Source organism: Lachnobacterium bovis (genome assembly GCF_900111325.1).
GTDB lineage: Bacteria > Bacillota > Clostridia > Lachnospirales > Lachnospiraceae > Roseburia > Roseburia bovis_A.
Window position 1 is genome coordinate 63,268 of the sequence record NZ_FOGW01000009.1, and the last position, 26,655, is coordinate 89,922.

22 protein-coding genes are annotated in these 26,655 nt (G+C 29.4%); 2 read left to right on the plus strand and 20 right to left on the minus strand.

From position 1 onward, the window contains the following. Positions 1 to 11: 11 nt before the first annotated feature. The gene (locus BMY79_RS04775) at positions 12 to 2,336 is read right to left on the minus strand and encodes a YceG family protein (RefSeq protein ID WP_074730496.1); all 2,325 of its coding nucleotides are present in this window, start codon (positions 2,334 to 2,336) and stop codon (positions 12 to 14) included. 221 nt (positions 2,337 to 2,557) lie between these two features. Here BMY79_RS04775 and BMY79_RS04780 point away from each other — a divergent pair, with 221 nt between their 5' ends. Beyond that, entirely contained in the window at positions 2,558 to 3,565 is a 1,008-nt protein-coding gene (locus tag BMY79_RS04780) for an HpcH/HpaI aldolase/citrate lyase family protein (RefSeq protein ID WP_074730497.1), read from the plus strand. A 5-nt stretch (positions 3,566 to 3,570) separates the two neighbouring features. Here BMY79_RS04780 and BMY79_RS04785 read toward each other — a convergent pair whose 3' ends face one another. The 5 genes from BMY79_RS04785 to BMY79_RS04805 all read right to left on the minus strand — a co-directional run bounded on the left by BMY79_RS04785 (position 3,571) and on the right by BMY79_RS04805 (position 9,269). After that, complete coding sequence (locus BMY79_RS04785) at positions 3,571 to 4,632, minus strand: cysteine protease StiP family protein (RefSeq protein WP_022748474.1); 1,062 nt, start codon at positions 4,630 to 4,632, stop codon at positions 3,571 to 3,573. Between the two features lie 13 nt (positions 4,633 to 4,645). Further along, positions 4,646 to 5,782, minus strand: coding sequence for a phosphoribosyltransferase domain-containing protein (locus tag BMY79_RS04790; protein WP_074730498.1), 1,137 nt, complete (start codon positions 5,780 to 5,782; stop codon positions 4,646 to 4,648). Beyond that, positions 5,775 to 7,409 (minus strand): helix-turn-helix domain-containing protein, encoded by a 1,635-nt coding sequence (locus BMY79_RS04795; protein ID WP_022748477.1) that lies wholly within the window; start codon positions 7,407 to 7,409, stop codon positions 5,775 to 5,777. Before BMY79_RS04795 ends, BMY79_RS04790 begins: the two co-directional genes overlap by 8 nt. Before the next feature lie 236 nt (positions 7,410 to 7,645). Beyond that, positions 7,646 to 8,443: a histidinol-phosphatase gene (locus tag BMY79_RS04800; protein ID WP_074730499.1), complete on the minus strand. Its 798-nt coding sequence runs from the start codon at positions 8,441 to 8,443 to the stop codon at positions 7,646 to 7,648. Between the two features lie 13 nt (positions 8,444 to 8,456). Beyond that, a complete protein-coding gene (locus BMY79_RS04805; protein ID WP_022748480.1) occupies positions 8,457 to 9,269 on the minus strand; it encodes an NAD(P)/FAD-dependent oxidoreductase in 813 nt (270 codons plus the stop codon). 327 nt (positions 9,270 to 9,596) lie between these two features. Between BMY79_RS04805 and BMY79_RS04810 the strand changes: the two genes are divergently transcribed. Then, on the plus strand, positions 9,597 to 11,942 hold the full coding sequence (locus BMY79_RS04810; RefSeq protein WP_022748481.1) for an EAL domain-containing protein: 2,346 nt from the start codon (positions 9,597 to 9,599) through the stop codon (positions 11,940 to 11,942). A 252-nt stretch (positions 11,943 to 12,194) separates the two neighbouring features. Here the strand turns inward: BMY79_RS04810 and BMY79_RS04815 are convergent, their stop codons facing one another. The 14 genes from BMY79_RS04815 to rpsD all read right to left on the minus strand — a co-directional run bounded on the left by BMY79_RS04815 (position 12,195) and on the right by rpsD (position 26,641). After that, positions 12,195 to 12,626, minus strand: coding sequence for a MarR family winged helix-turn-helix transcriptional regulator (locus tag BMY79_RS04815; protein WP_027422266.1), 432 nt, complete (start codon positions 12,624 to 12,626; stop codon positions 12,195 to 12,197). A gap of 96 nt (positions 12,627 to 12,722) precedes the next feature. After that, positions 12,723 to 13,034: a thioredoxin gene (gene trxA, locus BMY79_RS04820; protein WP_022748484.1), complete on the minus strand. Its 312-nt coding sequence runs from the start codon at positions 13,032 to 13,034 to the stop codon at positions 12,723 to 12,725. 596 nt (positions 13,035 to 13,630) lie between these two features. Beyond that, entirely contained in the window at positions 13,631 to 15,034 is a 1,404-nt protein-coding gene (locus BMY79_RS04825) for a sodium-dependent transporter (protein ID WP_074730500.1), read from the minus strand. A gap of 20 nt (positions 15,035 to 15,054) precedes the next feature. Beyond that, complete coding sequence (locus tag BMY79_RS04830; RefSeq protein ID WP_027422268.1) at positions 15,055 to 16,419, minus strand: sodium-dependent transporter; 1,365 nt, start codon at positions 16,417 to 16,419, stop codon at positions 15,055 to 15,057. A 237-nt stretch (positions 16,420 to 16,656) separates the two neighbouring features. Continuing rightward, positions 16,657 to 17,049, minus strand: a complete 393-nt coding sequence (gene panD, locus BMY79_RS04835; protein ID WP_022748489.1) for an aspartate 1-decarboxylase — start codon at positions 17,047 to 17,049, stop codon at positions 16,657 to 16,659. 63 nt (positions 17,050 to 17,112) lie between these two features. Beyond that, positions 17,113 to 17,979, minus strand: a complete 867-nt coding sequence (panC, locus tag BMY79_RS04840) for a pantoate--beta-alanine ligase (RefSeq protein WP_074730501.1) — start codon at positions 17,977 to 17,979, stop codon at positions 17,113 to 17,115. 12 nt (positions 17,980 to 17,991) lie between these two features. Further along, positions 17,992 to 18,894: a 3-methyl-2-oxobutanoate hydroxymethyltransferase gene (gene panB / locus BMY79_RS04845; RefSeq protein WP_022748491.1), complete on the minus strand. Its 903-nt coding sequence runs from the start codon at positions 18,892 to 18,894 to the stop codon at positions 17,992 to 17,994. Positions 18,895 to 18,908: 14 nt separating this feature from the next. Beyond that, positions 18,909 to 19,754, minus strand: a complete 846-nt coding sequence (locus BMY79_RS04850; RefSeq protein ID WP_022748493.1) for a Rossmann-like and DUF2520 domain-containing protein — start codon at positions 19,752 to 19,754, stop codon at positions 18,909 to 18,911. Between the two features lie 329 nt (positions 19,755 to 20,083). Then, positions 20,084 to 20,854, minus strand: coding sequence for a YibE/F family protein (locus BMY79_RS04855; RefSeq protein WP_022748494.1), 771 nt, complete (start codon positions 20,852 to 20,854; stop codon positions 20,084 to 20,086). Beyond that, positions 20,851 to 22,107, minus strand: a complete 1,257-nt coding sequence (locus BMY79_RS04860) for a YibE/F family protein (RefSeq protein WP_022748495.1) — start codon at positions 22,105 to 22,107, stop codon at positions 20,851 to 20,853. Before BMY79_RS04860 ends, BMY79_RS04855 begins: the two co-directional genes overlap by 4 nt. A 27-nt stretch (positions 22,108 to 22,134) precedes the next feature. After that, positions 22,135 to 23,553 (minus strand): magnesium transporter, encoded by a 1,419-nt coding sequence (gene mgtE, locus BMY79_RS04865; protein ID WP_022748497.1) that lies wholly within the window; start codon positions 23,551 to 23,553, stop codon positions 22,135 to 22,137. A 775-nt stretch (positions 23,554 to 24,328) separates the two neighbouring features. Continuing rightward, the gene (locus BMY79_RS04870; RefSeq protein WP_022749210.1) at positions 24,329 to 24,850 is read right to left on the minus strand and encodes a bL17 family ribosomal protein; all 522 of its coding nucleotides are present in this window, start codon (positions 24,848 to 24,850) and stop codon (positions 24,329 to 24,331) included. A 188-nt stretch (positions 24,851 to 25,038) separates the two neighbouring features. After that, positions 25,039 to 25,998: a DNA-directed RNA polymerase subunit alpha gene (locus tag BMY79_RS04875; RefSeq protein WP_022749211.1), complete on the minus strand. Its 960-nt coding sequence runs from the start codon at positions 25,996 to 25,998 to the stop codon at positions 25,039 to 25,041. A gap of 52 nt (positions 25,999 to 26,050) precedes the next feature. Continuing rightward, positions 26,051 to 26,641, minus strand: a complete 591-nt coding sequence (rpsD, locus tag BMY79_RS04880; protein WP_022749213.1) for a 30S ribosomal protein S4 — start codon at positions 26,639 to 26,641, stop codon at positions 26,051 to 26,053. Positions 26,642 to 26,655: the final 14 nt, after the last annotated feature.

Below are 26,655 nucleotides of genomic sequence, written 5' to 3' on the forward strand. Positions count from 1 at the left end.
TTTTTCTCCTCTTATCTTCTAAATAGTTTATTCGTAATCGAAGTTAGTACATTGTCCACTTGATTAGTTGGAATATCAAACATATAATCACCAATTTGATATTCTGAAAAATACTTTTTATTTAAAAATTGTTCTATGCATTGATAACCTGTTGGTACAAAAAATACAACATCAAATCCCAACAAGTTTAAATATGCAAAGAAAATTGTTTCCTCTAGTGTGCAAGTTCTTTCTGTGGTATTGAAATATAACACCTTTGGATTTTTCCCTGTAAAATCAAAATCTTGTATCAATCGTATAACATCATTATTCAAATTTAAAGCAACCGAAATGATAGTATACTCAGTCCCATTTTGATATGTGCCTTTGATTATACATTGTTCTATAAGAATTTGCAATTTTTCTAACATATAATCTTGCATATCTTCACGTAAAAGTCCATATTTATACGAATTATGTGTTTTAATCTTTTCCTTAAGTAATCTACCGTTTTTAAAGAAACTTGTTGCATATTGTTTAATTTGATTTTTTGAATCAGATATATTATAATTGCCGTTTTGTACTACTAATACGTTCTCTGATGCTTTCAATTTATTAATCAATGCAAGATATTCTTTTACATTTTTATCCTTCACACCAGAAACTTTAGCCGAAATAACCGGCAAATTAACTGTATCATTTATAGTATCAAACCCTGGTCTAAATTTAACACCTTCATCCCATAACAACTCAATTTCTTCGAACATGGTTTTAAGAAAAATAACATTTGCTTTACTAAATTGTTTAACTCTATATAATCCAGAGTCCTGATACATAAGTGTATCTAGCTCTTTTTCAGCATTATATGCAACTGTATTATAACTCAATCCACCACCATGCTTTGGAAAACTATTTAATTCTATACTTTGAGTATAATTTATTTCATATAATTTTTCATCTGTCAATACACATTTATTGTTTAAATTTGGAACTAATATTAAAATATCTAACGGTAGATGTGACAAAAATCTGATAAATAAAGCCTCATTTTCATCTCTACAACCACCTAAATATATAAGACATCCAATATTTTCCTTCTTCCAATCATGAAATAAAATATCTCCATATTTTTTTAGCCAACATAAACTATAAACCATTTTATTCATAAGTTTATTCATATTGCTGTCAAATTTTTGCGATTCTTCTAGAAAGAAATTAATAAACTCTACATAAATGATTTTTTGTAATTCTAAATTACTAGCATAATTAATGTTTCTTGCTAAACCATTTACCATTTGAATAACATCAGCATAATTTCCTCTTTGAATTTTAGAAATATCTTGCACTGACGGTTTTTCAATTTCATTCTCTAGTATCACATATTTTCTATTATTTTGTTTAAGTTTCTCAGTAAAATTAAATAATTCATTACTATATGTTTGTTTATCCTCAACTCCGTTTATTCTAATAAATGAAGTATACAAACATTTTTCATCTTCGCCACGCTGTGAATAAGGTTTTAAAATTTCATTTAATCCCTCTCCCTCAATCCATACATTTGTAGCATTTATATATACGCTTTCTAATTTTCTTATAGGTTGTTTTTGTTTATTTATAGGTTGTTTTTGTTTATTTACCGGCTGGTTCGCTCGATTTGTCATTTTAATTTTTGTCACATTTACTACAGGTTTTTCAGCTAATTTTTTTACTGAAAAATCACTTGGAAAATCAATTCCATTTTCAACTTCATATTTAAACGAAAAATTATCACTTGGATCAATTTTTTTATAACTTTGTCCTTTATCTTTAAAAACTAACACAACATCACAACCAATTTTTGAAATCATACTCAAAAATTGCATTTCATGCTTACTAAATGTTCCCATATATAAAATTTTAGGTATAAAAAAATCACTCGATTGATTAACGACTTTTTCAAACTTATAATACAACCAGCACATAAATTTAATGTAAGCATTTTTTAGCATATTATCATTTTTACCTGCTTTTTTTAAGCCTGATAACTCGTCGTAAATTGACTTTGCTAAAATATCTTTCTGATAATCATTTAGTCTTGGCATCCACACTTTTAATTTTTCAGCAAAAAATTCGATTGAATTTTGAAATTCATTTCCATGAATTGAATAAAAATACTCTAAATTTTGCTCTGTTGGGTTCGCTATTCCGTCTTCTAAAACAGCTCCTTTTTTATATGCCTCATCAAAATATTTTTTTAAAAATTCGAAAATATCTTGATTATAATCTTCTATTCTACAACGAAAAATTGTATCTTTTTCTCGGATAGTTATATCCTTAAAAAAATCATTTAATTGATTTATTTTTCCGCATCTATACATAGTATTGTACCTCTCTGAAGGAATCTTAACTATAATATTATCACACTTTATCTTTTCAAACAACATTATTAATTTTTCTACTTTTTCCTTTAAATTAGTTATTTAAATCTTACATTCCTCTCTTTTTATTTTTTTACCTACTTATCTCAGATACTTTTCTTGAAATATATCATTAAAAAACTTATAATTCTTTTTAGATACTATAATTTAAAGGAGTAATTATGAAAAATTCAGAACTATACTACAGTGTAGGAGCTTTATTGTATTCTCCTGCTAATAAATCTAATATAGCACGCAAACTTATAAACGAGGATTTTGGTCATAAATTTTCACTTGCTTTATGTTTAGAAGATACGATAAATGATAATTTTGTCAGTGAAGCAGAAACTATAATGATTAAATCTTTAAATGATATATATGATGCTTCTAAAAAAAATAATTTTTATATACCTAAAATTTTTATACGTGTACGTAATCCCAAACAAATATCTGATTTAACTAAACGTTTAGGAGAATCACGTACTTTAGTGAAAGGATTTATAATACCAAAATTTTCATTAGAAAATGCTCAAAACTATATTTCAGAAATCAAAAAAATTAATTCTGATTATGAACAAACTTTTTATGTTTTACCAATATTAGAGGATTCTACCCTTACAAATGAGCTTGAGCGTGTCAAAATTTTATATAAATTAAAAGACTTACTCAATCCTATTGAAAAATATGTATTAAATATTCGTGTTGGCGGAAACGATTTATGTAATAATTATGGTTTTAGACGACATAGCGACGAAACAATTTATGATATTGTTCCTATTGCAAATATACTTGCCAATATTGTTACAATTTTTGGAACAGATTATGTTATTTCCGGTCCTGTTTGGGAATATTTTGATGGATATAATTGGGAAGAAGGTTTAAAAAATGAACTAAGACGTGATTTAAATTTTGGTTTCATCGGAAAAACTGTTATACACCCAAAACAAATATCTGCTGTAAATAATGCCCTTAAAGTTTCTCATCAAGACTACTTAGACGCATGCAGCATATTAAACTATGATCTCAAATCTTCTCAATTGGTTTCAAAAAAAGGTAGCCAAACTCGAATGAACGAATACAAAACGCACTATCGATGGGCTCAAAAAATATGGTTTTTAGCAAAAGAATATGGTGTTACATCATCATTTGACATAACACCACCTTCTACTAGCAAACACACTATCAAATAATAATTTTATGCATCAGCTAATTTTTTTATAATACCACAAGCCTTATAATGTTCTAGTGGATGAAATTCCACTGGGACATTTTTTTCTTTTGCAAGTCTTTTTAAAGCACTTAATTCAGGCTCATCTTTTACCTTTTCATCAATCAATATTTTCCAAGGTACTCTCCTTAAAAGTACTCTTGTTGTTTCTCCAATTCCAGGTTTAACTAAATTAATATCATCAATTCCATATTCTTTTGCAATTGCTTCAACTTCATCTTTACCATATCTATATTTATTGTATATTATTTCTTTTTCTTGAACACAATCTGAAAAAACAAATTCTTTTTCTATTGCTTCTATAAATTCATATGATAAATCCGAGTTTTCCAAATTCTCATAATATACTGCACCATGAAAATCATTTTTTTTGATAATATCTTCCCTAAGGAATGTTCTACTTATAAGTCCCGAAACCGTACTATTTAAACATGAACTTGGAATCAAAATATCTTCTCTTGTACCATATAAACTAGATACTCCAGCCGGATCAGCAATTACCGCCAATTCGCTTGATAATCCTTCAAACTCTAATACATCTTTTTTAAGCTCTTTTAAAATGGCTCCTTTTCCAATCCAGCCATCTACAAATACTATTTGATTTGCCTTATATCTTTTTAAAATGTAATTAATGGCATTTTTATCAATTCCACGTCCTCTTATAATTGAAATTGAGTAATGTTTTACCTCAAAATTGTATTTTTTTTGAATATATCTTTTAATTAAAATTCCCGCTGGAATTCCTGCTCTAGCTAGTGAAACTAAAACAACATCTTTTCCTTTTTGAGATATTATTTTATCCGATAAAATTCCAATCGCTTTTGCATTAACTTTTGCAAATTGTTGAAGTGATTCTTCATAAATTTGCATGTATTTTTCAGTTGGTACATATTCAATTGGTAACATTTCTGAATAATGTTTTCCCTGTTGAATTAGCTTTTCTCTTTCTTCTGTCGGTTGTGGTTCTACTAACCCTGTAATGTCTTTTAATAGTAATTCTACGTCATTTATATTGTATGAACTTCTCATATTTTCCCCTTTTTTACTTTTTTATCCAATTAACGCAAAGAATATGATCGTTACCATTCGATTTCAAACTGCTAACTAATGTTGTTAAGCCTTTATTTTTTTCTAAATTTTTAGCGTCTGTTACAATAACAACTTTATCATATTTCTTTAAATTATAAATAAATGTAATTCTATCTTCATCATAAAAACTACTTAATTGATATCTTTTTTCAAAAGGATATCCTTCCTTTTTGCTGACTGCAATTGGACTTCTTGTTGTTGAATGAGTTCTTACTTCTATTCCCTTTTCCTGTAAAAATGCTCCTGTAAAAATAGCCGGATACATGCACTCTTCAGTTCCAAGTACTAAAATATTGTTATTATTTTTGTTGCTATTATAATTAATAATTTCAAAGATATTCTCTGCTAATTTACGACATGCTTCTTGATATTCTTTCGAATCTACTGCACGTCTTGTGTCAATAAGTCCTTCTATCTCAACTATTTCTGCTAAGACATCTTTTTTAATTTCATCACTTGAGACAATGTATTCACCATCTTCTACAATATCAAGTACGACTTGTTCAAATTCCTTATGATTTGTTTTTACTAAATAATTCAAATCTATCTTTGCCTCTTGATATTTTTGAATTGCTAGCTCATCCATACCATTTAAAATAGATGCCACAGCAAATTTAACTTCTTCTTGATATTTATTTTTTATGATATCTATTATTTTTTTAATAGTATTCCCCGTGGTTACTTCGTCTTCCACAAAAATAATTCTATCAACTTTAGTTATCCACTTTCTAATATCATTTTCAACAAGTTTTTGTTCAGTTGCATGACTATGTGATTCTGTAAAAAATAAATATTCAACGCCTGGAATTTTTTCCCTTGTTGTTTGAATATAAGTTCCTCCAAAAGTAATTGCTACTCTTGCACCAATAGCTGTTGCTGTCTCGGCAAATCCAACGAATAGCACTTTTTCATTCTTATATTTTTCTTTTAAAATTTGTGCTAAACTATCAAACATATCAAGTGCATTTTTAGGTTTAACAGGTATATGTTTACCTTGCAATTTATTAACCACCAAATATGTTCTTTTTTGATTATTTTGTCGTTTTGCAATAACAACCAAATCATCTTGCTTGTAATTTTGATTATTCATCTTCCCCTATTTTCCCATCCTTTTCATTTACTAGTTGCGTTTTTTCTTTTCTATACTTACTTGGTGTCAATCCTGTATGTTTAAAAAACACTTTTCTAAAATGTTTATCATCACAATAACCTACATCGGTCAACACTTCAATAATTGGTTTTTTAGTATCTACTAAGAGCTGTTCAGCTTCTTTTATTCTAATTTCCGTTAAAACATCAATATAGTTTTCACCTGTTTGCTCTTTAAATTTTCTACTAAAATAACTTGTACTCAAATTACATTTTTCAGCTAAAACATCAAGCGTTAGTGGTTCTTTATAATGAACTTTCATATATGCAATCGCTCTATGCGCTATTTCTTTTCCATTATCTGTCTCATCTAATACTATATGACACATTTCAACTAATAAAATTTGTAATTCTTCCATTCTTTTTGTTCCGTCAAATACATTTCCTATCGCATTAAAACGTGCTTTGGGAAACATAGTCAACTTATTATTTTCACCTAATTGTTTTATATTTTCATATATTTCTCCACACAATTTCCTATACGCTGGTGGATACTGTTTAAAATCTGGTTCATATTTTTTAAAAAAGTATGCAAACCAGTTATTTACTGCTCCAATATTTCCAAGCGCCACATAACGCACTAACTCTTTTATAGCTCTTTGCGGAATTATATCATAAAGTTCTATTTGATTTTTACACACATCTTCTGCAAAAATAACATTATCATTTTTGATCATCCTATATTCTTGAGCATCTATTACCTTTTCAAGTGATTTACCTATTTCACTTATACTACTCACTATAGGCCCAACTGTTAATGAAATTGGTCCATCGGATCTATACATTGATTCATGATCCAAATAATTTTTTAAACGATGCAATTCCATTTGAGCTAGTTCTTTTGAAAACTTTTCAGAATAATTGATAATTCCAATTAGACCTATTGAAGGTTCACTCGTTGCTATAATTTCATTTGCATTATTAAGAGTTTTGACTGACAATTTATAAATCGCACGAATAAATGACATATTGCTTTGATAAATACTATATTTACCCAAACCAATAATTGCGACTCTATATCTGTTCTCTTCTAGATTTAGTTTATATCGATTATTAATTTCTGGAAGTAAAAATTCGAATTCCTTAGGCTTTTCAAGAATATTTTTAACCATTCTTCCCATAATTATAGACCTTTTTTTGAATTCGTACTCTTCTAAACGCATTCGTTCTTTATAGTCTTTTTGCGTTTTTCTAAGATTACCTGTCAACTGCGCTAATTGTATTGCCAGGTCCACATTATCTACTGGTTCTACCAAAAGTGCGTCAATACCATGCTTTATACAACCATAAGCACAATCAAAGTTTTTATTTTCTATAATAATTAAGAAGCGTGCTAAATTTGTTTTTAATTTTATAGAATCAATAAATCTTAAAATCTTCTCTGGATTATTTGTTTCTTCTTGATTCAACCTAAATGTATAAATTGTCGGTTCATCTTCTACAATTTGTTTAATAAACTCGTTTGTAAAGGATATATCTTTAATTTCTATTTCATATGGCGAAAAACACTCTAAATTTTTTAATTGTGTGTGAATTATATTTTTTACATATATTTGTAATTTTTCCATATTTCCTCTCAATTCCATGGTCATTTTTGTTTTGCAATTATTGCACCTTGTCGCTTTAAATTCACCATGTTATTATACAACTGTTGGAAACAAATGACAATGATTTATAGGTACTTAGAAACTCTAAGTATTTGACTATATATTGTAACCCTTTCCTTTATTCCCCTTATAAATATATACCCCCCTTTTGATTCGTTCTGTCGTAAACAGAACAAAAAAAGCACCATAACAAAATGTTATGGTGCTTTTTTTTCTTCAGCCTTTGGTAAAATTTCTATATTAAATTTCTTAGCAAGCGCTAAACATTCTTTGTAAGTTGCAACATCTTGAATAATTGTAGTATCGTGTGCGTCAATTCCTACAATTGCTTTGTTTCCTACTTCTCCAGCAATTTGCCAGAAAAATTCATTTGGATAATTTCTGTTCGTTGCCTTTCCTAACATATTAAATTCTAAAGGAATATTTAGTTTTTTCATTTCTTCACACAAATGTCTCATATGTTTATAGTAAATTTCTTTACTACCTGTGTAATAAATCAAATCTGGATGTGCCATGTATGTAAAGCTATCTGTTTTAGCACCTTCAATAGCTAATTCAACGTATCCTTTCAAAATTTCTTCGTTAGTAGTTTGCGCTCCTGAATAAGGTCCATTAAATTCTGTTCCAATAAAATGTTGTCCTAAAATAAGATAATCAATATCATATTCTCGACAAATATTCATTTGTTCTTCATAGAATTCTCTTATATACTCAGCTTCAAATCCAATTAAAATATCAATGTCGTTTTTATACTCCCTTTTTAGCTTATTGAGAGTATCAACATATCCTTCTACTTCACTTAACTTCATTCTCATTGTAGAAACTTCACCATTTTTAAATGGGCAAAAAATATGATCCGAAAAACCAAACTCCTTGATTCCCATTTCAATTGCAGTCTCAACATACTCTCTTTCTGTTCCATAAGCATGTTGACATCTGTATGTGTGTGCATGTAGATTTGCTTTTAAATAATTCTTTATTTGTTCACTTTGCATTACGTAACCTCTTTTAACTATTCTTTATCTTAGTCACATAAGCCATAGCACTTTGACCTGCAACAAGTCCTTCTCCTACAGCCTTTGAAACTTGGAGTGGTAAACCTGTACAATCACCTGCTGCATATAATCCTTCTATATTGGTCTGCATTTTCCTATCCACTTTTATATAATTGCCATCTAATTCTATATTAGGAAAAAGCTCGTTTGGCGCAATTGTTGGTCTTAAAATAAACACTCCATCCACCGTATATTCTACATCGGATACTTTGATTTTTTCAACCTTATCTTTGCCTTCAATTACAACTTTTTTAGGATTTTCAAAATATTCTACATTACATCCAATACCTTTTAAAAATTCTGCTTCTTTCTCATCACTTTTTCCATATCCAATTACTGCTACGTCTTTTCCTCTATACAACATTCCATCACAAGTTGCACAATAACTAACACCTTTACCTATTTTTTCTTCTTCACCTTCAAACTTCTTGCCTCTAACAATTCCACCTGTTTGAACAATTGCATACCCTTCATAAAAATCGCTTCCAGCACTAACCATCCAAGACTTACCATTTTTCATCGTATTTAAGACTCTTGCCTCTTTAATTTCTACCCCCATATCCTTAGCATGCGAAACATAGATATCCATCAATTCCTTTCCTGTTTTTCCTGGTAAGCCTAAATAATTATCTATTTTTTCTGCTTTCATCAATGGATTTTCTTCTAGACTAGTTCCCAAAACTAATGCGCTTCCGCCTCGTTGTCTAACATTTATTGCAGCTGACAGTCCAGCTGGTCCTGATCCTATAATAATTACATCATACATGTTTTGTTTCCTCCTAATCTCTTAATTTTCATATTTTGTTATTTTTTTCTTTCAATTTATGTTATCTTTCAATTCATGCTATAAAGCATCCTTAATTATTACATCTATTAGGGTTTGTTTATCGTAATATTTTACTATAAATATTACTCAATCGTCGTATTATTCTCCATAAACCTTTTACTACTTAAAATTCAATTGTGCACAATCTTTTTTTAGATTACTTTATTTCTTTTTATATGTCAAGATTATTTCTACTTTGTTTATATTTGTTTATAAATTACCGAAAAATATAATGTGAAATGAAAATATGAATGTAGGTGAACTATTTTGAACTTTAATATAAATATAGGCATTTTATTTTTTTCTTTTTTAATATTGTCAGTCTGTTTAATAAGTACATTTAAAATTCAAAAAAAAGCTGCAAGTAGCGTACGCCCTTTTATTGCAGCTGTACTTTTTATACACATTGATACCTTTTTATTAATTGCATATAACTCTGATTGTATTGCCAATATTGCTTTTGTTCTTTACTTTATTGCAATTGATTGGACCTTGTTATCACTATTTTTCTTTTGTTCCACATATACAAAATACATTTTTTACAAAGATGCTGTTCATAAAGTTTTAACCACGCTCACTATACTAGATTCTATTTCATTGCTTTTTAATTTTAAATTTCATCATGTTTTTAAAATAACAAATGCTCAACTTATTTTTACCCGTGGTGAGCTTTATATAACAACTTATTGGGGATTTACTTTGCATTTTACCATAATTTTCATCATTTTAGCTTTCTCATTTGGAATATTAATATATAAAATAATAAGCACTCCATTTTCATATTTTCACAAGTACATTTTTATTGGATTGTTTGTGTTTATCTCTATAATTTTTGATTTATTACATATTTTTGAGTCATCTGATCCCATTTTACCAATAATTGGATACTCTTTTTCAGCGTTATTAGTTTATTATTTTTCGTTTTTTTATGTTCCAAAAAGATTACTTGAATATATGCTTTCACAAGTAATATCCAATTTTTCTGATGCTATGATTTTCTGTGATATTGATAATACTTGCATATACATGAACGATGCCGCTCTAAATTTACTTGGTCTTACTGAAAATAAGATTTATCTTAGCCAAGAAATTTTAAAAATATGGGTTAACAATCCACACCTTGGGGAAATTTCAGATGATTTTACTTGTTTTTGTTCTCGAATGGTTAATAATAAACTTTTGCATCTACAAATAGATTACCACAACGTTTATAACAATAAAAACAAACGCATAAGTTCTTACTATCAAATTATAGATAAAACTGAATCTGTTGATATTTTGGAAAAACAACGCTATCTTGCTATTCACGATACTGTAACTGGCGTTTATAATACAACTCATTTTTTTAAGGTTGTTAGAGACTATATTGAAGAATTCCCTCAATTTAGATATCTTGCCGTTGTTGTTTCAATCAATCAATTCAAACTTATAAATGATGTTTTTGGCTCATTCATCGGCGATGATGTCTTACATATGACAGCTACTGGTTTAAAAAAACTTAGTAAAAAACATGAAATTTTATACGGAAGAGTAAGTAGTAATAAATTCGGATTTTTAATAAAAAGAAATGAATTTAAAGACCTTGAAATTAAAGAGCTTTTTACAAATTTAGCTGACAACTATAACAAAATATATTACCCTATCGTTTATAAAATAGGAATTTACGAAATAACAGATGATAGAATTCCTATTACCTTGATGTTTGAGCATTGTATTCAGGCTATTGAAAGTTTGAAAAATAATTACAATCACCAAATAACAAAATATAGTCAACATCTTGATAGACAGTTACTTTGGGAAAAAGAAGTTAGTGAAGGCATTACAAATGCCATTAATAATAACGAACTCCTATTGTATCTTCAACCTCAGGTTACAAAAGATGATTTAGTGGTCGGTGCCGAAGTACTAGTTAGATGGCAACATCTTATCAAAGGCTTACTCTATCCTAATCAATTTATTCCTATATTGGAAAAGACAGGAACAATTATCGAATTAGATAAATTTATGTGGGAAAGTAGTTGTAAATTACTATCAGATTGGAAAAAAGAAGGCCGTAAAAACCAATTAGGTGACGATTTATATCTCTCGCTTAACATTTCTCCTATGGATTTTTACTTTTTAGATGTTCATAGTGAATTTATTCGTTTAACAAAAAAATACGATTTATCGCCTCATACACTACGTCTTGAAATTACTGAGGATGTTTTGATGAAGGATATCGATCGAAAGATTTCTGTCGTTCAAAAACTTAAAAACGATGGATTTACAATTGAAATTGATAATTTTGGAAATTCCTATACTTTTTTAAATATTTTAAAAGACTTACCTATCGATGTTTTAAAACTAGAAATGTCATTTTTATATGAAACAAGAGAACCAGAAAAAAACCACTCTATTTTAGAACATCTAATACATCTTGTTCGCGAACTAGGGCTAACTGTAATTACAGAAGGTATTGAAGTAAAAGAACAGGTACCATTTTTATCAAAAATGGGCTGCGATTTGTTCCAAGGTTTTTATTTTTCAACACCTCTACCTGCAGATGAATTTGAAGCTAAATATACTATTTCAACTAAAAATGCAGTTTTACCTTCTGATGAAAAAGAATTATAAACTTTATCACTACTTTTATTGATATTATTTCTAATTATCGAAAACATTACAAAAAGGTGCAAGTTGTTGTTACTCTTGCACCTTAATTTATATTCACACAATATTATAAACTTATATAGTTTGATTTATGACATTATAACTTTATAACTTTATAACTTTCTACCATGTTCTCTATACTTCTATTTTTATCTCTATACTTCTATTTTTAGAACTCTTCTTAGCTTCTTTTTTTGAATTTTATCAGCTCCGATTTTAGAATTCTTCTAACATCTTGTACAATATTTTATATAACATTCTCGCTTCTTCTGGCTCTAAATTGATACAACCTTTCATTTTCTGTGGAACTTCTACCGCTATATCTCTTAATGCTAAGCCACTTTGAGTTATGTTAACATTTAACAAACGCTCATCTTCTTTACATCTTTCTCTTGTTAATAATCCTTTTGCTTCTAACTTTTTTAAAACTGGTGTAAGTGTCCCCGAATCTAAAAAAAGACACTCCCCTAATGTTTTAACATTTAATGATTTCTTTTCCCACAAAACCAACATCGTAATGTATTGTGTATATGTCAAATCAAGTTTCTCAAGTATCGGATTATAACGTCTTATTATCTCTTTTGAACATGCATACAAGGGAAAACATAGCTGATTTTCAATTTTTAATGATTCATATTTATCACTCATTCTGTACCTCGACTTCTTACTACCTTAAAAACTTTATCTGTATATATTATCTTTTTTCGGTATATTATAACTAGTCGTTACATTTTATATTTTTAACTACTTATTTACGAACTCAATGATTTCTTCTTTACTGTGAAAACCTACTAGTCTATCCACTTCTTTACCATCTTTAAACAAAACTAAGCATGGAATATTTGTAATAACATATTTTTGTGCTAATACGTGATCACTATCTACATTAACTTTTCCAATTTTAAATGTATCATTTTCTTCTGCGATTTCTGATAAAACTGGCGAAAGCATTTTGCATGGGCCGCACCAATCTGCCCAAAAATCTACTAAAACAGGGCTATCTGAATTTATTACTTCCTCTTCAAAATTTGATTTTTTTATAATTAACTCTTTCATTTATTACCTCCGAACAATATCTTGTAAAAAAATTGTATACAATTAATTCTTTGTTGTCAACTCCACTTCTTTTCAACACTCTCTAGTATTATAACGACATAAATGCGCTAAAAATCTACCCTTTTGAGGTAATTGTTTTCTATGTTTTGTGTTTTTTAATTTATTTTAATTTAATTTTTATTTTATTCTATCGTTTATTCAGTCATATTTTCTTTTAAATTTTAATAAATTAACTTTTATTTCACTGATTCTTTATTTTATTTTTAATTTTTAATATGCAAGTAGAAAAAAACAGTTTTAAGACAAAAAAAGACAGTTTCACGTCAAAAAAATTCCAAGCTAAAATTTTGTGCTATATTATAACCATAAGGAGTAACGATAGGGGAGTAAAAATAGTTACAAATTTGGGTGTATAAATATTATAAGGGATGGAAGATCCGATTTGATTTAGGGGTAGGTCATTTCGGATTTTCTTTTGTATTTTTATTTTTATTTTACCAGCTCTTTTTTCTACTAACCTGGTGTTAGTATTTAAAACAAAAAACTGCTCTAGGATTTAAATTTTCCTAGAGCAGCTTTTTTTATGTAAGTACTAATTAAAAAATTCCAATTGATTGTAAAAATAGTATAAACATTACAACTGGTGCAACGTATTTTATCATCACTCGATAAACAATCTTTCTTCTGAATTTTTCTCCGTTTTTACAAACTTCATTAACTACCCAATCTGGGCCGACTATCCATCCAATTAAGATTGCTGAAATACATGAAATTAATGGCATTAAGAAACTATTACTAATATAATCCATAATGTCTAATAACTGACCATTTGATCCATTTGGCAACTTAACATCGAAATAAAGTACATTATAGCCCAAGCAAACAACAATTGAAGCAATCATGTAAATTGCTGTTAAAATTAATGTTATTTTCTTTCTAGAAACTTTAAACAATTCCATACAATTTGCTACTAATGTTTCTAAAACAGAAATGCAGGATGAAAGTGCTGCGAAAAATACCATTACAAAAAATACTAATCCTATGATTTTTCCAGCAATTCCCATTTCATTAAAAACTTTTGGTAATGATATAAAAATCAAACCTGGACCGGCAGACATTCCTTCTACTCCTGAGAAAACATAAATACTTGGAATAATCATTAAACCTGCAAAAAATGCTGCTGCTGTATCAAAAATTTCGATCTGAGATACTGCTTTATTTAAATCAATATCATCTTTTACATATGATCCATAAGTTATCATAATTCCCATTGAAACACTAAGTGAGAAAAACAACTGACTCATTGCATCCAAAAGGATTTGCAAAAATTTCTTAATTGTTAATCCGTGAAAATCAGGAATAACATATACTTTGAATCCTTCTAATCCTGTTCTAGTTACATGTTTACCATTGGCTAAGGTTACATCATGAGATAATGTCAATGAGTAAATTGCAATTCCTACAATAATCAAAAATAATCCTGGCATAATAATTTTCGAGAACTTTTCAATTCCTTTTTCAACTCCCAAAAATACAATTATGGATGTTAATGTCATAAAAAATAACATCAAAATAATTGGCGATGCCTTAGATGTGATAAAGTCCGTAAAATAATTATCTTTTATCGCATCCTTACTATTATTGGTAAGATAAATCACAATATATTTTGTAATCCATCCACCAATAATTGCATAATAGGTCATAATAAGAGCTGGAACTAAAAATGTAATATAACCTAAAAATTTCCATCCAGATTTCATTTGACCGTATGCATAAATTGAACTCATTTTGGTTTTTCGACCTATTGCTAAATCACTAGTCAAAAGTGTAAATCCAAAAGTAAGTACTAATGCAAAATAAATAAGTAAAAATAATCCACCGCCATCTTTGGCCGTAAGGTAAGGAAATCTCCAAATATTTCCTACACCCACTGCACTTCCCGCTGCAGCCATTACAAAACCTAACTGTCCCGAAAATCCACCTTTTTTCTTATTTTTCATTCTAAATCTCCATCTCTTTATTATAATTTAAACATCTCTACATTGAATGCACCAAGTATTGATGTTACCAAAATAACAATTAAAAATATAATGGCAACATATTTAATTACAAATCTATAAACTCTTCTTCTTCTAAACTCTGAAGTTTCCATAATTTCTTCTTCGATTTTATCAATCTTAACAACTTTTAATACCAATAAACATGTGGCAATCGCTGCGATTGGCATCATTACTGAGTTTGTTAAAAAGTCAAAAAATGAAAGAATATCCATATCAAAGATTTTAACAGCTGATAATACATTAAATCCTAACGCTGATAACATACCAAGTAACAACATAATTGTTGTTGTAACTGTAGCTGCTCTTTTTCTTGTAAAATGTAATTCATCTTCAAGAGTAGAAACAACACTTTCTGCTAACGCAACAGAACTTGTAACTGCTGCAAGTAATACTAATAAGAAAAATACAATTCCAATAACTCTACCAAATCCCATGCTATTAAACACTTTAGGTAACGCAACAAACATTAAACCTGGTCCTGCATTAAGATTTTTACCACCATCAAATGCAAATACTGCAGGAATAACCATAAGACCTGCTAATATAGCAATTGCTGTATCGAAAATTTCAACTTGTTTTGTTGTTTTTTCAATATCAATATCTTTTTCCATATATGATCCAAATGTATATAAAATACCCATAGCAATTGATAATGAATAAAACATCTGGCCTAATGCCGCAACTACAGTCTTATACGAAAACTGTTTAAAGTTTGGAATCAAGAAATATTTTACACCTTCGATTGCTCCTGGTCTTGTTACTGAATAAAATACAATTACTATCGCTAAAAATACTAATATAGGCATCATTATTTTAGAAACTGCCTCAATACCATTTTTAACTCCACCAAAAATTATTATCATTGTTAAAATTGCAAACAACACAAACCAAAATACTTGCTGTTGTGCTGAGCCTATAAAATTATTAAATGCATCTGCCTTAGATGCTGTATTTCCTTGTCCTGTTAAATAAATAAATAAATATCTCATTACCCAGCCACCAATAACTGAATAATATGGAACTATTAATAACGGAATGATTGCATTAAGCCAGCCACCAGCTCTTAACCACTTAGGTGCTCCTAAATATTTAAACGCTCCTACAGGACTTTTCTCTGTTGATCTTCCTAATGTTGATTCAGTCATAATCATTGTATAACCAAATGTAAATGCTAAAATTAAATATACTAATAAAAATATTCCTCCGCCGTATTTCGCCGCTAGATAAGGGAATCTCCAAATATTACCTAATCCAACTGCACTTCCAGCTGCTGCAAGTACAAATCCTAGCTTGCTCGAAAACTTACTTCTGGGTTTCTTCTCCATAATTCTTTTCCTCTCTTTATCTCTTCCTATACCAGAGGTATTCATGAACCAAAACGTACTATAATTAATTTTTCATGAAAATTTGTTATATGATAATTTCAGATTATATCTCTAGTATCTAATAATTATACACATTAACGCGTTAAATGTCTACATTTATTTGTATTATAGAGAAGATTTTTCTTTGTTTTTTTTGGAAAAAAAGTGGAATACCTAAAGAAGTATTCCACCCAAAAATTAATCCATATCTTCTAATTTTCCATGTTTTTCATAACATGTTTTTCTTGTAATATGATTGTTTGCATCCACAAATACAACCTGAGGTTTATGTTCCTTTACCTCTTTTTCATCAACTGATGCATAACACATAATGATTACATGATCATTCACCTGAACTTCTCTTGCTGCCGCACCGTTTAAGCAAATCATTCCGCTTCCTCTTTCTCCAGCAATTGTGTATGTTTCAAAACGATTTCCGTTCTCAACATCTGCTATATGCACCATTTCGTATTCATTAATTCCTGCAGCCTCTAACAAGTCTGCATCAATTGTAATACTCCCAACATAATCTAAGGCAGCTTGTGTTACTACTGCTCTATGTATTTTTCCTTTTAACATTGTAAGATTCATTTCTAACTTGCCTCCATAGTACCTTTTAATTATTTATATTTCCCCATTTGAAAAACTTATGAACTATACCATTTCAATTACAATTGAATTATCAACAATAAAATTGTCTATAAGTCTTACTTTTCCAATATAAACTGCAACCGCCATAAGAATAGGACCATCAATCTTTTCTACTTTTTGCAATTCATTCCAATCAACTATCTCAACATAGTCAACTTTTGCAAGAGGTTCCGACTCTATAATGTTTCTAACCGTTTCTACTATTTTATTTGCGTCAGTTTCCCCCTCGTTTACCATTCGCTCTCCTTCTTCTAAGGCTTTATGTAAAATAGTAGCTTTTTTTCTCTCTTCTGGTGTAAGATATGTATTTCTTGAACTTTTAGCCAATCCATCCTCTTCACGTACAATTGGACATCCTACTATCTGAATATTGTAATTTAAATCTCTTACCATTCTTCTTACAATTGCTAACTGCTGTGCATCTTTTTGACCAAAATAAGCTCTGTCGGCTTCTGTAATATTAAATAATTTTGTTACTACTGTACACACTCCATTAAAATGTATTGGTCTACTTTTTCCACATAGTCCTTCAGATAATGTATTTACGCCAACATAAGAATGAAAATCATCTTCATACATTTCACATGGTTCTGGATTGAAAATCAAATCAGCTCCAATACTTTCACATAGTTTACAATCAGCCTCAAAATCTCTTGGATATGTAGCTAAATCTTCCTTTGGTCCAAATTGAATTGGATTTACAAAATCAGATACAATCACTCTGTCATTCTCTTCTCTTGCTTTTTTTATTAAACTTGCATGACCTTCATGTAAATATCCCATTGTTGGAACAAGACCAATTGAAAGTCCTTGTTTTTTCCATTCTCTAACATTTTGTTTTACTTGACTAATTTCCTTTGCAATTACCATTTCCTTACTCCTTTACGCGTTAACTTCGTTTGCATTTAACTGGTTATTAATTATAACCTCTATTTCTTTATTTTTGCCTTCGCATTCTTTTTCTAATGCTTCAATTACTTGATCATCTATTTTAAAATTATGCTCTTGTGCTGGAAAAGCTAATGATTTAACTTCCTGATCATAGTCTTTGAATGCACGCTTCATTTCTTCTCCAATATTTGCAAAATGTTTTACAAATTTTGGTTTGAAACCAGAAAACATATTTAGCATATCTTGGTATACTAAAATCTGTCCATCACAACCATTTCCTGCTCCAATACCAATTGTTGGAATTGATAATTCTTTTGAAATTAAAGTTGCTAATTTTTCTGGAACACATTCTAGAGTTACCATAAATGCACCTGCTTTTTCAACTGCTTTTGCATCTTCTAAAATTTGTTTTGCTCTGTCTATATTTTTCCCCTGTACTTTAAATCCTCCAAATGCATTAATTGATTGTGGAGTAAGTCCGATGTGCGCAACAACTGGGATATCAGCCTTAACTATAGCTTCTATCTGCTTACAAACAGATGCTCCTCCCTCTAATTTTACAGCTTGTGCATGACCTTCTTTAATAAGTCTTCCCGCATTTTTTACAGCATCATATACAGATGTCTGATAAGACATAAATGGCATATCCGCTACTAAAAATGTATTTTTTAATCCTCTTGAAACACATGCTGTATGATGAATAATATCCTCTACTGTTACTGGTAAAGTATCTTCATATCCCATCATTGTCATCCCTAATGAGTCCCCCACTAAAATACCATTAATTCCGGCTTCATCCATTAAACATGCTGTTGTATAGTCATAGCATGTTAACATACTAATTTTTTGACCATCTTCTTTCATTTTCTGTAAAGTTGTTACTGTGTTTTTCATACCCATTCTCCTTCTTAAATACCTTTTAATATTGCTTCCATTTCGCTATAATTTACATCCGAGTGCTTGTCTTTTGCTATCTCTAATGTTTTTAACGATAAAATATCATATATTTTTTTATTAATCCCCTCAATAGCCGCCAAATGTTTTTCCACTGTTCCAACATCATTTCTTTCAATCGGACCAGTTAAAGCTTCTTTTGTACCTACTTTAATTATTTTCTCAACGTTTCCCCTTATTAATGGAGTCAAAGCTTTACACGCTGATTCAAATGTAAAACCACAGTCCATAAGTTCCTTTTGAGCGCTTTCAATAAGAGCAACTACTAAATTCGAGCTCATAACAGCTGCAGCATGATATTTCATCTTTACCTCGGCATCAATTGTTTCAACTTTAATGCCAATTTTTTTAAATAAAGATTTAATTTCATCAATATTTTCTTTGTTTCCTTCAATTGTAAAAATAGCGTTTGGAAGTTCTTTATATGACGCGTATCGATCTGATACGGCTAATAATGGATGAATAGAATAACCGTAAGCACCGGTATTTTCTATATTTGAAAAGATTTTTGACGATAACGAGCCACTGCAATGGCATATCATTTTTCCCCTGATAGGTAACTCTTTAAGACATTCCCACACTTTAGAAATTTCATCATCTGGTACTGTCAAAAAAAGTGTATCACATTCCTTTACTAAATCTCTTAGATTAAAAAATTGCTTTGTTTTGGTAAATTGGGCAGCCTCCTGTGAGGACTGCGAGCTCTTGCTGTAATAACCAATTACATTACTATAATGCAGGTTAAGTAGCATTCCTAAAGAACACCCTACTTTTCCTGCTCCTATAAATCCAACTTTCATGACACCACCTCCTAATACGAAGGTAATACAAGTCCCACTCATTAAAAAATGATGCAAGCTTCGTCATTTAGTTTACTCTACCCTTAATTTAAAAAAACATATCACTAAATTACGGTATAGTTTCTTTCCGAATACCATCCGTTTTTTAATATAACACTTAATTCAATTATTGTAAATAGAATTTTGTGCAATTGTTTGTTTTTTTTGAATTGTCATTTAATTTGTCTTGTGTTTTTCTTTTGCAAATTAGTTATAACGCAATTTAATTATTTAATATATTGCGTATATAACTAACTTTTTATGGATGTTATTATTTATAGCTTATGTTTTTATTTGTTTTCATATTCACGTTTTGTAATTAACAATTTTGCTGTGATTAACGCAGTTAATGGTATAATAGTCAAACAACCAATATTAGAAATTACAAGCATTAATATATTTTGTAAAAAAGATTTTGAATTTATCAATTCTACAAAATCATAATGTCTTCTCACAAATATTATCCAAACAAAAAAAGCATCGCCTAATTCTGCAAAAAGTAACGTATTAATTGTTGTTCCTAATATATCTTTTCCAACTTTATTACCTGCGATAATTAGCTTCTTTTCTTCTATATCTTTATTGTTAGAATAAACTTCAAATTCAACGGTTGCTACCGATAGCGCTGTATCACAAATAGCGCCAATTCCTCCTAAAAAGCACGAACTAACTAGTAACGCATTTGCATCTATTCCAATTTTATTATTTAAAAATGCCATATCTTCATCAAGAGTATATAATTCTCCAAAGCCGCCAAGATTAAAATTATTGACAACAACAGTGCTAATTAGGCCAAGCAAACACATAATAACTAGTATCGATATAAATGCTGCTAATGTTTTTAAATTCACACCATTTTGTGCAAATAATGTAATGAATAAGAAAAAAATACCACATAATAGTGTAACAACGTAAATATTATGACCTCCTGCTAACAAATAGAGAAATATTATTAGCAATACGATATTTCCAAATATAGAAAAAACTGATACTATTCCTCTTTCACCGCCAATGGCAGACATCATAATAAAGAGGAAAACTGCTAATATGTACATTATCATTTTTTATCCTCCTTATCTTTAACATCTACATTTTTTAGATCTACATTTTTAGCATCTACTTCTTTAACCATGACTTTTCTGTATTTTTTTATATTTAATAATACTGCAATACATGCAGATACTGGAATTGCAAGTACAATGCCGATTGCACCTACTAAAAATCTTATTATTTCAAATTCTTCACCATTCCTCATAATTTCCAAAAAAGAAAAACCATTTTTCATCTTCAAAACATACAAAGGAATCTCACCACATATAAAACTAAAAAATACAACACTAATCATAGTACCCATTATATCAAACCCAATTTCTTGAATTGAATTAACTAGTTTTTTAAATGTAATTTTTTTAGAAACATTCAAAATTTCACACGTTGCAGAATTAATTGTAATTGCAACATCCGTAACTGCACCTAAGATTCCAAATACTAAAGATGCATGATACAAAGTCTCTAAATCTTCAAAGCCTATGGTATAAGGAATATATTCATAACTTAATTTTGGTGAATATACATAAGCTAGTGCGTATATTATAGCAACCAACGAAACGGTAACTATTGACGATAAAATAGTTCCAATTGATTTTATGGAGAAACCGTTAAGTATTATAATTGCACTAACAATGAATAATAATGTCATTATAATCGTTAAAAAAACTAGATTTTTACCTGTTGCAAATCCCTTCAGTCCAACAACAAATACAATTCCATTTATTGCAAGCGATAACATTATCAGTAAACCACTATAACTAATGACTGAAAACACGAATACACCAAAAACAGCTATCAACGTAATTGTCACATAATCTAATTTCAATTGTGTAATTGATACTTTTTGTGTATCAACTACTTTATCACCATTCGTTGATTTCATGTGCAAAAAAACATCCTGTCCTTTTTTGTATTCTGAACTTTGAAATTTCGAATACGTAAATCTATTTTTAACTTTAATAATTTTCCCTTTATTTGAGGTATTTCTTATTTTTATTTTTAATGTTTGCTCATATTCTTTTTCCATAGCATCACTTTGATTTTTATTCGTTTGGACAGTTTTATTTTCAATTATTGTTCCAATTGCTTTATCATAAAGGAAATAATTATTTCTAACGAATAAAAAAATAACTATGACAAAAAAAGCTCCAATAAGAGCTTTTTTCAAAAACTTTTTATGTTTCTTATATTTATTTAGAATATCTTTTTTACCATACTCTATATTTTGTTTTTTTAAATTAGATTTAAATTTTTGCTCTAACATTATTATAACCTTTCATGTTAATTCTCTTTAGCATGTGATATGCATAATGTTAATAATGAAAATCCATGTCAATCCATAATAAGTAACAACAGCCACCAAATCGTTTACGGTTGTAATCAATGGACCTGATGCAACTGCTGGATCAACACCAATCTTCTTAAAGACAATCGGAATTATTGTACCTACTAAACTAGAAATTATCATTGCTAATAATAACGCCGTGCCTATACATGCTGAAATTGAAAATGCTGTAACAAGCACTGTTTTTTTGAATAAAGCTATATACAATCCAATCCCTACAAATGACAACGAACCTAATAATAAACCATTAAGCAAACCAACTTTCATTTCTTTTAAAATCAAGCCAAGTTGTTTTTTTCCTGTTAACTGCTCGTCCATCAAAACACGAATTGTTACAGCCAATGACTGTGTACCAACGTTACCTGACATATCTAAAATCAAAGACTGGAAGCAAATAATCATAGTCAATTGTGATACTACCGCCTCAAATAAACCAACAACGCTCGATACCACTAAACCAAGACCTAATAATAGCACAAGCCATGGTAGTCTTTTTCTTACACTTTCTAAAATTGGTTCTTTTAAATCTTCTTCTGCCGTTAAACCCGCAAATTTAGCATAGTCTTCACCCATTTCATCATCTACAACTTCAATTAAATCCTGTGCTGTAATTACACCAAGCACTTTATTTTCATCCGACAAAACAGGAATAGATTTTTCTGAATAATCTTTAAGATTTTCTATACAATCATCTATTTTTTCATCTGAATAAACATATGGATATGATGTTGAAATAATGTCTATTAACTCATCATCTTCACGAGCAATAATTAACTCATTTAAACTAATTGTTCCATAATAAATTTCATTCTCATCTAATACAAAAATGTTAGAAATATTATCATGACTTTTTGCTTGTTTAATAATAGATGTCATTGCTTCTTTAATTGATAATTTACAATATAAAGTAACAAAATTAGTAGACATTCTACTACCGATTTCATCCTCTTCGTATGAATAAAAAACATTTATTGTTTTCAAATGCTCTTTATTCATAAGACTTAACCAAGCCTTGCGCATTTTAGGGTCAGCATCCTTTAAGATATCAACCGCATCATCAGCGTCAACTAATTCAAGAATTCTCGCTGCTTTTTGGATGTCAATTTCTTCTAATAATTCACTTGCATTCTCAAGATATTCAAATACATCTGCTAAACTTTGCATATCTAGCAATCTGTAAAACATTTCTCTTTCCTTGAAATTACAAACCTCTATTACATCTGCAATATCACTTGCATGATATTCCGTTAATTTATCTTTTACTACTCTTGGGGAACTTTTACTCCTAATTAAAGACAATATTTCATCTTGATAATTAATTTTGAATTTATCATTATCTTTTAAAACTTCATTTACACTTGTCATTTTTTCCTCTCTTTCTGCCTAAAGCCAATATGGTCTAATATGTAGAACAGAAGGAAACACATATCCTTTTTTACACACAAAAAACATCAAGTCCATAAATAATCAACAAAAAATTAAACTTGTAAATCTAATCATAAATATAAATATAATTATAAATATAAATTACAAATATAATCGCAAATATAATTATAAATATAAATTACAAATATAATCACAAATATAATTATAAATATAAATTACAAATATAATCACAAATATAATCATTAATTAAAACTTGAATTTTATATTTTAAATTCATTATCTTCTCTTTATACAAAATCATCGTAATCAATTTAAAACAATATTTAATTTCATTCACAAATATGTGTTATAAGTCATTAATTGGAAAAAAATTGAATAACTCTAAGAAATAAATAGTTATATTTATCTGACATATGAAATCTTATTTTAAACCTAATAGTTAAAGTTAATATTTAAAATATTTTTATATAAAAACCTATTATCTAAACTATTATAACCCTATATATTTTTTAACAAGGTCAGACAAATGTAAAATTTATTTATATACTTAATACCGGGCCCTTCAGTCTCTTTTCCAGAAGAATATCCTGACCTACTCCCTCCATTATCTCCACTTTCCATTTGTCTCACCTCTCTTTTTCTTGATTAAATTCTTCTTAATAATTGTATCATATCAATTAATATTTGTAAATTTTATAAATAAAAAAAGAACTATGTGTAACATCAGCATTACACATAGCTCAATTTATACCGATTAAACTAACTCAAGAATAACTTCTAAAGCGCCGTCACCTTTACGTTGTCCAATCTTTACGATACGAGTATATCCACCGTTACGTGTAGCATATTTTTCTGCATACTCGCCAAATAATTTAGCGCAAAGATCAACCTGGTGTCTATCTTTCTTTTTAGTTCCTTCAGTTACTGTATATAAAACTTTGTTAATTTCTTTTCTTGCATGATATCTTGAAGGTAAGTCTCTTTTTACAACTTTATCTACAACATCAAAACATGCAACTTTCTTTCCGTCAACAACTTTTTTAATTCTTTTTCCGTTCTCATCTCTACGTGGAACTTTAGCTTTTACAGTGATTTCTTCGAAGTTATCTTTTTCTTTAACTGCTTTTGCAATTAATCCTTCTGCAATTTTACGAACTTCTTTAGCTTTAGCTTCTGTTGTAACGATTTTACCGTTAGCTAAAAGAGCAGTTACCTGTCCTCTTAATAAAGCTTTTCTCTGACTAGAAGTTCTGCTTAATTTACGATATTTAGCCATTTTAATTTTCCTCCTGTGGTACCTACATTTCTACGCCCTTTGGACTTATTAGAAGTGCAGGCTTATATAATGAAGAGCTTCATTTCATAGAGCCCTTCAATTGCCACTCATGACTATAGACATACTCCATGCCACATGGACTTACTGTTTCTGCCTAATAATGAGTAATTTTAGTTACTATTAGAGTTTTATTCAACTCCGTGATTTAATTCAAGTCCTAGCTCTTTTAATTTAGCTAAAACTTCTTCTAATGATTTACGACCAAGGTTACGAACCTTCATCATATCATCAGGTGTTTTATTAATTAGTTCTTCAACAGTGTTGATACCTGCTCTCTTTAAGCAATTGTATGAACGAACAGAAAGTTCTAATTCATCAATATTCATAACAAGAACTTGCTCTTTAGCATCACTTTCTTTTTCAACCATTACCTCAGCCTGCTGTGCAGCATCAGATAAATCGATGAATAAGTTTAAGTGTTCGCTAAGAACCTTAGCAGCTAAACTAACTGCTTCATCTGGTTCAAGTGTTCCATTTGTATAAACATCTAAAGCGAGCTTATCAAAATCTGTAACTTGACCAACACGAGTATTCTCTATTGAAAGATTTACACGCTCTACCGGAGTATAGATAGAATCAACAGCAATAACACCGATTGGAGTATCATCTGTTTTATTCTTATCTGCACTTACATAACCTCTACCTTTAGTTATAGTAAGCTCCATGTATAATTTGCTTTCAGCGCCACCGTTTAAGTGAGCTATTACTAAATCCGGGTTCATTATCTCGATATCAGAATCAACCTGAATATCAGCTGCGGTAACAACGCCTTCACCTTCGAATTCAATATAAGCAACTTTTGGTTCATTTGTAGAACTGGTATTTTTAATTGCAAGATTCTTGATATTCATGATGATCTCAGTAACATCTTCCTTAACACCTGGAATTGAACTGAACTCATGTAAAACACCTTCGATCTTAACCTGGCTGACAGCTGCTCCTGGTAATGAAGAAAGCATAATTCTTCTCAAAGAATTACCAAGTGTTGTACCATAACCTCTTTCTAATGGCTCAACAACAAATCTGCCATATTTTTTATCATCTGATATTTCAGCGATTTCAATTTTTGGTTTTTCAAAATCGAACACTACAAAGTCCCTCCTTCTCGGGTATCGTTGCTAATTTACTTAATACTAATTATTATTTAGAATATAACTCGACGATAAGCATTTCGTCTACTGGAACATCGATCTGCTCACGTGTTGGTAAATTCTTTACAGTTCCCTGTAATTTTTCTGCATCAACGTCTAACCACTCTGGAACTAATCTTCCACCAGCTACTTCTACAACGTCTTTCATTCTCTGAGAATTTTTTCTAGCTTCTCTGATTTCAACAACATCACCAGCTTTTACAAGGTATGAAGGGATGTTTACTAATTTTCCGTTAACTGTAACGAACTTATGTCCTACAATCTGTCTAGCTTCTCTTCTTGTTCTTGCGAAACCAAGTCTGAAAATAACATTATCAAGTCTAGACTCTAAAATAGTCATAAGGTTTGAACCAGTGATACCTTTCATTCTATCAGCTCTTTCATAATAGTTATGGAAAGGTTTCTCTAATACACCATATATGAACTTAGCTTTCTGTTTTTCTCTTAACTGAAGTCCATATTCAGAGATTTTTCTACCTCTTTTTAAATTTCTTTTTGATTTTTTATCATATCCTAAGTAACTTGGCTCTAAACCAAGAGATCTGCATCTTTTAAGTACAGGTACTTTATTAACTGCCATCTTAATCTATACCT